This window comes from Geoalkalibacter sp., assembly GCF_030604225.1.
In the GTDB taxonomy this organism is placed as follows: Bacteria; Desulfobacterota; Desulfuromonadia; order Desulfuromonadales; family Geoalkalibacteraceae; genus Geoalkalibacter.
Genome location: NZ_JAUVWH010000168.1, coordinates 1 through 5,336, shown reverse-complemented (window position 1 = coordinate 5,336; position 5,336 = coordinate 1). Strand labels below are relative to the sequence as shown.

The 5,336-nt window shown below is 67.4% G+C and carries 4 protein-coding genes; all 4 read left to right on the top strand.

All coding sequences use genetic code 11. The annotated features are described in order from the left end of the window. Window positions 1-1,463 (top strand): ATP-binding protein (locus tag QAT43_RS13960; RefSeq protein WP_305043698.1); only part of this gene is annotated, 1,463 nt, incomplete at its 5' end. A gap of 122 nt (window positions 1,464-1,585) precedes the next feature. Further along, window positions 1,586-3,004: an L-seryl-tRNA(Sec) selenium transferase gene (gene selA, locus QAT43_RS13955; protein WP_305043697.1), complete on the top strand. Its 1,419-nt coding sequence runs from the start codon at window positions 1,586-1,588 to the stop codon at window positions 3,002-3,004. After that, entirely contained in the window at window positions 2,997-4,922 is a 1,926-nt protein-coding gene (gene selB, locus QAT43_RS13950) for a selenocysteine-specific translation elongation factor (RefSeq protein WP_305043696.1), read from the top strand. The genes selA and selB overlap by 8 nt, the downstream gene beginning before the upstream one ends. 56 nt (window positions 4,923-4,978) lie before the next feature. After that, a partial coding sequence (gene selD, locus QAT43_RS13945) for a selenide, water dikinase SelD (protein WP_305043695.1) occupies window positions 4,979-5,336 on the top strand: 358 nt, incomplete at its 3' end.

The window sequence follows — 5,336 nt, the reverse complement described above, 5'->3', positions numbered from 1 at the left end:
GCGGCTATCTGGCCGAGGAGGTGGTGGGCAATCCCATGGCCCCCGAGCGCCTCTTCGCCGATGCCGACAGCCGCCGCCGCTGGCAGCAGGACATCTGCGCCGGCAACGGCGCGCCGAGCGAGATGGAACTGGTGATCCGCTGCAAGAAGGGGTTGCGCAAGACGATTCTCTGGGCCAACGGCGCCTGCGCCTGCACCATTCCCGGCTGGGCCGTGTGGGGCAGCGGCATCGACATCACCGAACGCAAGGAAACGGAAAAAGCCTTGGGCGACGCGCGGCTGGCGGCGGAAAACGCCAGTCAGGCCAAGAGCGATTTCCTCGCCAACGTCAGCCATGAGGTGCGCACGCCCCTGACCATCATCACCGGCGCCCTGGAACTGCTCGGCGAAACCGCGCTGAGCTCCTACCAGCAGCAATTCGTCAACATGTCCCAGTCCTCGGCGGAGACCCTGCTGCGCCTCATCGAGGACCTGCTGGATTTTTCGCGCATCGAGGCGCGGCGCATGGTCTTCGAGGAATCGCCCTTCGACCTCACCGACGTTCTCGAAACAACCCTGGCCGGCTTCGCCATGCAGGCGGCCAAGAAAAAACTGCCCATTCATTTCGAGGTCGCCCCGGCGGTGCCACGCCGCATCCTCGGCGATTCCCTGCGCCTGCGCCAGGTGGTGACCAACCTCTTGTCCAACGCGGTGAAATTCACTGAACGGGGCCGCATCGACCTGCGAATTGACCTCAAAACCGATGAAAAAATCGAACCCGGCTGCGCCATGCTGTTTTTCTCGGTGCGCGACACGGGCATCGGCATCCCGCCGGAAAAACAGTCCCTGCTCTTCCAGAGCTTCAGTCAGGTGGACGGCTCCTCCACCCGCCGCTATGGCGGCACCGGTCTGGGGCTGGCCATTTCCCAGCGCATCCTCCAGCAGATGGGCGGCGCCATCTGGGTGGAGAGCGAACCGGGGCGCGGCAGCGAATTTTTCTTCACCTTGCCAGCCCGCCCGGCCATCCAACCCGAAGAGGCCCCCGCCCCCGCCAAAATCCGCAAGGGGGATATCGTCTCCATCCGGGATCCCCGGCGCCCGGCGCGCATTCTGGTGGCGGAGGACGAGGCCATGATCCGCCATCTGGTCAGCACCGTGCTCAAGCGCAAGGGCTGGGAGGTGATTACCGCCACCGACGGCGCCGAGGCCATGGGCCATCTGGAAAACGACTCCTTCGACCTGGTGCTGATGGACATTCAGATGCCCCAGCTCGACGGCATGCAGGTGACACGCATCCTGCGCCAGAAGGAAGCCCAGCTCGGCCGGCGCACGCCGGTCATCGCCCTGACCGCCCACGCCGGCGAGGACGATCGCCGCCGTTTCCTGCGCGCCGGCATGGACGGACGCATTACCAAGCCCATCCAGGTCGGCGAATTCCTCCAGACCATCGAACGCACCCTCGGCGACGGCGGCGGCACGACCTGAACCCTCCATCCGACTCCGGGCTCAACGGCTTGTCCCGCTCCGCGCTTTATGCTATTGCTGAGCACCTGCCGCTCCGGCACGGGTGCCGGAATATCCATGATCCTTTCCAAGGCGCGCTCCGCATGTCCGAAAACCGCAACCAGCTGCGCGAACTGCCCTCCGTCGACCGCCTGCTGCACCATCCGACCCTGCGCGCCCTGCGCGACCGCTGCCCGCCGGTGCTGCTCAAGGAAGCAGTCCAGGACGCCGTGGCCGAACGGCGTCACCGCATCCTCGCCGGCGCCGCGCCCCTGCCCGCCGCCGAATTGGCGGAAGACGGCCTCGCCGAGGACGCCGCGCGGCGCGCCCTGGCGCGCCTGGCAGCCAACCTGCGGCCGGTGATCAACGCCACCGGCACCCTGCTGCATACCAATCTGGGCCGCGCGCCCCTGGCCGAAACGGCCCTCGCCGCCATCACGGCGACGGCGCGCGGCTATTCCAACCTGGAACTCGACCTGGAAAGCGGCGCGCGCGGCCATCGTCATGATCACGTCGAGGAATTGCTGTGCCGCCTGAGCGGCGCCGAGGCGGCCGCCGTGGTCAACAATAACGCCGGCGCCGTTTATCTGGCCCTGGCGGCCCTGGCCCAGGGCAAGGAGGGCATCGTCTCGCGCGGCGAGCTGGTGGAGATCGGCGGCGCCTTTCGCGTGCCCGAGGTGATGGCGGCGAGCGGCGTGCGCCTGGTGGAAGTGGGGGCGACCAACAAAACCCACCTGCGCGATTATGAACAGGCCATCGGCGAGCACACCGGCCTGCTCATGAAGGTGCACACCAGCAATTACCGCATCCTCGGCTTCACCGCCCAGGTCTCCGGGGCGGAACTGGCGGAGTTGGGGCGCAAGCGCGGCATCCCGGTCATGGAGGATCTGGGCAGCGGCATGCTCTTCGATCTTTCCGATTACGGCTTGCCGCGCGAACCGACGGTGGCCGAGGCGGTGGCGGCGGGCATCGACGTGGTCACCTTCAGCGGCGACAAGCTGCTCGGCGGTCCCCAGGCCGGAATCATCCTCGGCCGCCGCGCCCTGATCGAAAAAATCCGCAAGCATCCCATGGCCCGCGCCCTGCGCATGGACAAGCTGACCCTGGCCGCCCTGGAGGCGACCCTGCGTCTCTATCTCGACCCGGCGAGAGCCCTGCGCGAGGTCCCGGTGCTGGCCATGCTTGCCGCCAGCGGCGAGGAATTGCGCGCGCGCAGCGAAAGTTTCATGGCCCGCGCCCGCCAGTTGCTCGGCGATGCCGCCGGCATGGAGGTCATGCCCGCGCCGGGCACCGTCGGCGGCGGCGCCCTGCCCCTCACCGAACTCCCCGGCTTCGCCCTGGCCCTGAGCCCGCGCGCCTGCTCCCTCGACCAGCTCGCCGCACGCCTGCGCCGCCAGACGCCGCCGGTGCTGTGCCGCATCCACGAGGAGCGGCTGCTGTTCAATTTGCGCACGGTGCGCCCCGACGAGGAAGATGCGCTGCTCGACGCCCTGCGCCTTGCCTTGACCACCGCCCATGAATAAGCCCGTTTCTCCCTCCGAACGCCATGTGATCATCGGCACCGCCGGCCACGTCGACCACGGCAAGACCGCCCTGATCCGCGCCCTCACCGGCGTCGAGACCGACCGCCTCAAGGAGGAAAAGGCGCGCGGCATCTCCATCGACCTAGGCTTCGCCCCCTTTCGTCTGCCCGGCGGGCTGGTCGCCGGGGTGGTGGACGTACCCGGCCACGAGCGCTTCATCAGCAACATGCTCTCGGGCATCGGCGGCATCGACCTGGTGCTGCTGGTGGTGGACGTCAACGAGGGGGTCATGCCCCAGACCCGCGAGCATTTGCAGATTCTCGACCTGCTGCGGATTCCCAGGGGCATCATTGTCCTCACCAAGTGCGACCTGGCCGAGGAGGAGTGGATCGACATCGTCGAGGAGGAAATCCGCGAGGAAGTCGCCGGCACCTTTCTTGAGGCAGCACCCCTGGCGCGGGTTTCCTCCGTCACCGGCGCGGGCCTCAAGGAACTGGCGGCGCTCATCGAGAAGACCGTTCACAGCCTGCCGGTCAAGGACACGGACGGCCCCATGCGCCTGCCCATCGACCGGCACTTCACCGTCGCCGGTTTCGGCACGGTCATCACCGGCACCCTGCTCTCGGGCCGGGTGCGTCCCGGCGACCAGGTGGAAGTGCTGCCGCCCGGCCTCGGCGTACGGGTACGCGAGGTGCAGGTGCACGGCAAGCCGGTGGCGGAGGCCAGCGCCGGGCAGCGCGTGGCCCTCAACCTCGCCGGGCTGGATCGCGAGCTGATCCGACGCGGCGCGGTGGTCGCCACCCCCGGTGTGTTCGAGCAAACCACCTGCGTCGACGCCCGCCTCAGCCTCCTGGCCGAAGCGCCGCGCCCCCTGCGCTTTCGCGACCCGGTGCATCTCTACCTGGGTACCGCGCGGGTGGTGGGCCTGGTGGCGCTGCTCGACCGCGATCTCATGCAGCCGGGCGAAAGCGTCATCGCCCAGATCCATCTCGACCGGCCCCTGGTGGCCCATCGCGAGGACCGCTTCATCGTCCGCTCCTACAGCCCCATGACCACCATCGGCGGCGGCCGCGTCCTCGATCCCAAGCCGACCAAGCACCGCCGCTTCCGCGCCGACATCATGGCCGGGCTCAAGGAACTGGAAAGCGGAGAAAAATCCTTTCTGCTGCAGAAACTCGGCGAGCAGCAGGCGACCACGGCGAAAAATCTCGAACTGCTCGCGGGTCTGAGCAAGGAGCGGGTCGAAACCCATCTGCGCCAACTGGAGGAGGAAGGCCTGGCCTGGCAGCTGGTGGACCAGTGGGCGACCAGCGACGCCCTGGCCTCCTGGCGCCACCGCCTGATCGAGGCGGCGACCCGCTTTCACGAGGCCAACCCGCTGCTGCCGGGCATCCCCCATGCCACCCTCAAGGGAGCGCTGCCCGACAAGCTCTCGGCCAAGGCCTTCCAGAAGCTGTTGCAGATACTGCTCGACGACGCGCAACTGGTGCAGAAGAGCGAATGGCTGCAGCTGCCCGGCTGGCAGCCCAAGCCTTCGCCGCGCCAGGCCGAGCTGCTGCGTAAGATCGAAGAGGCCTACCGCGAGGAAGGGGTTCTCGCGAAAAACCGCAAGGAAATGCTCGATCGCCTTGGCGTTTCCGACGAGGAGGCCGACGTGCTTCTGGCCTATCTGTTCGCCGAGGGCCGGCTGGTCAAGCTCAACGAGGAGAGCTTTCTCCACGCCGAGGCCTATGCGCGGGCGCTGGCGCTGCTCAAAACACATTTTGACACCCAGCAGACCCTGACCCTGGCGCAGTTCCGCGACCTGCTGGGCAGCGCGCGCAAGCAGGTGCAGGCGCTGCTCGAGCATTACGACGGGCTCAAGTTCACGCGGCGGGTGGGTGATGAGCGGGTGGCGTGGAAGCTGCCGGCGGGGTAGACTGGGGCAGGTGGACCTGAGTGGACGTTGTGGACGTTGTGGACAAAGGGATCAGGATGAGTGAAAAAGTTCGGTTGACCAATTTATCGCGCTCGGCGGGTTGAGCGGCCAAGATCGGGCCCGAGACCCTGGCGCAGGTGCTGCGTCAACTGCCAGCTTCCGCCGACCCCAATCTGCTATCGGCGGCCATTCCCTTCGCCGATGCCGGCGTCTACCGGCTCTCCGACGAACTCGCCTTGGTGCAATCGGTGGACTTCTTCACGCCGGTGGTGGACGATCCCTTTGTTTACGGGCAGATCGCCGCGGCCAACGCCCTCTCCGACATCTACGCCATGGGCGGGCGGCCCCTGACCGCCCTCAATCTCATCGGCTTTCCCAAGTGCCTGGGCGTTGATTTGCTCACCGCCGTGCTGC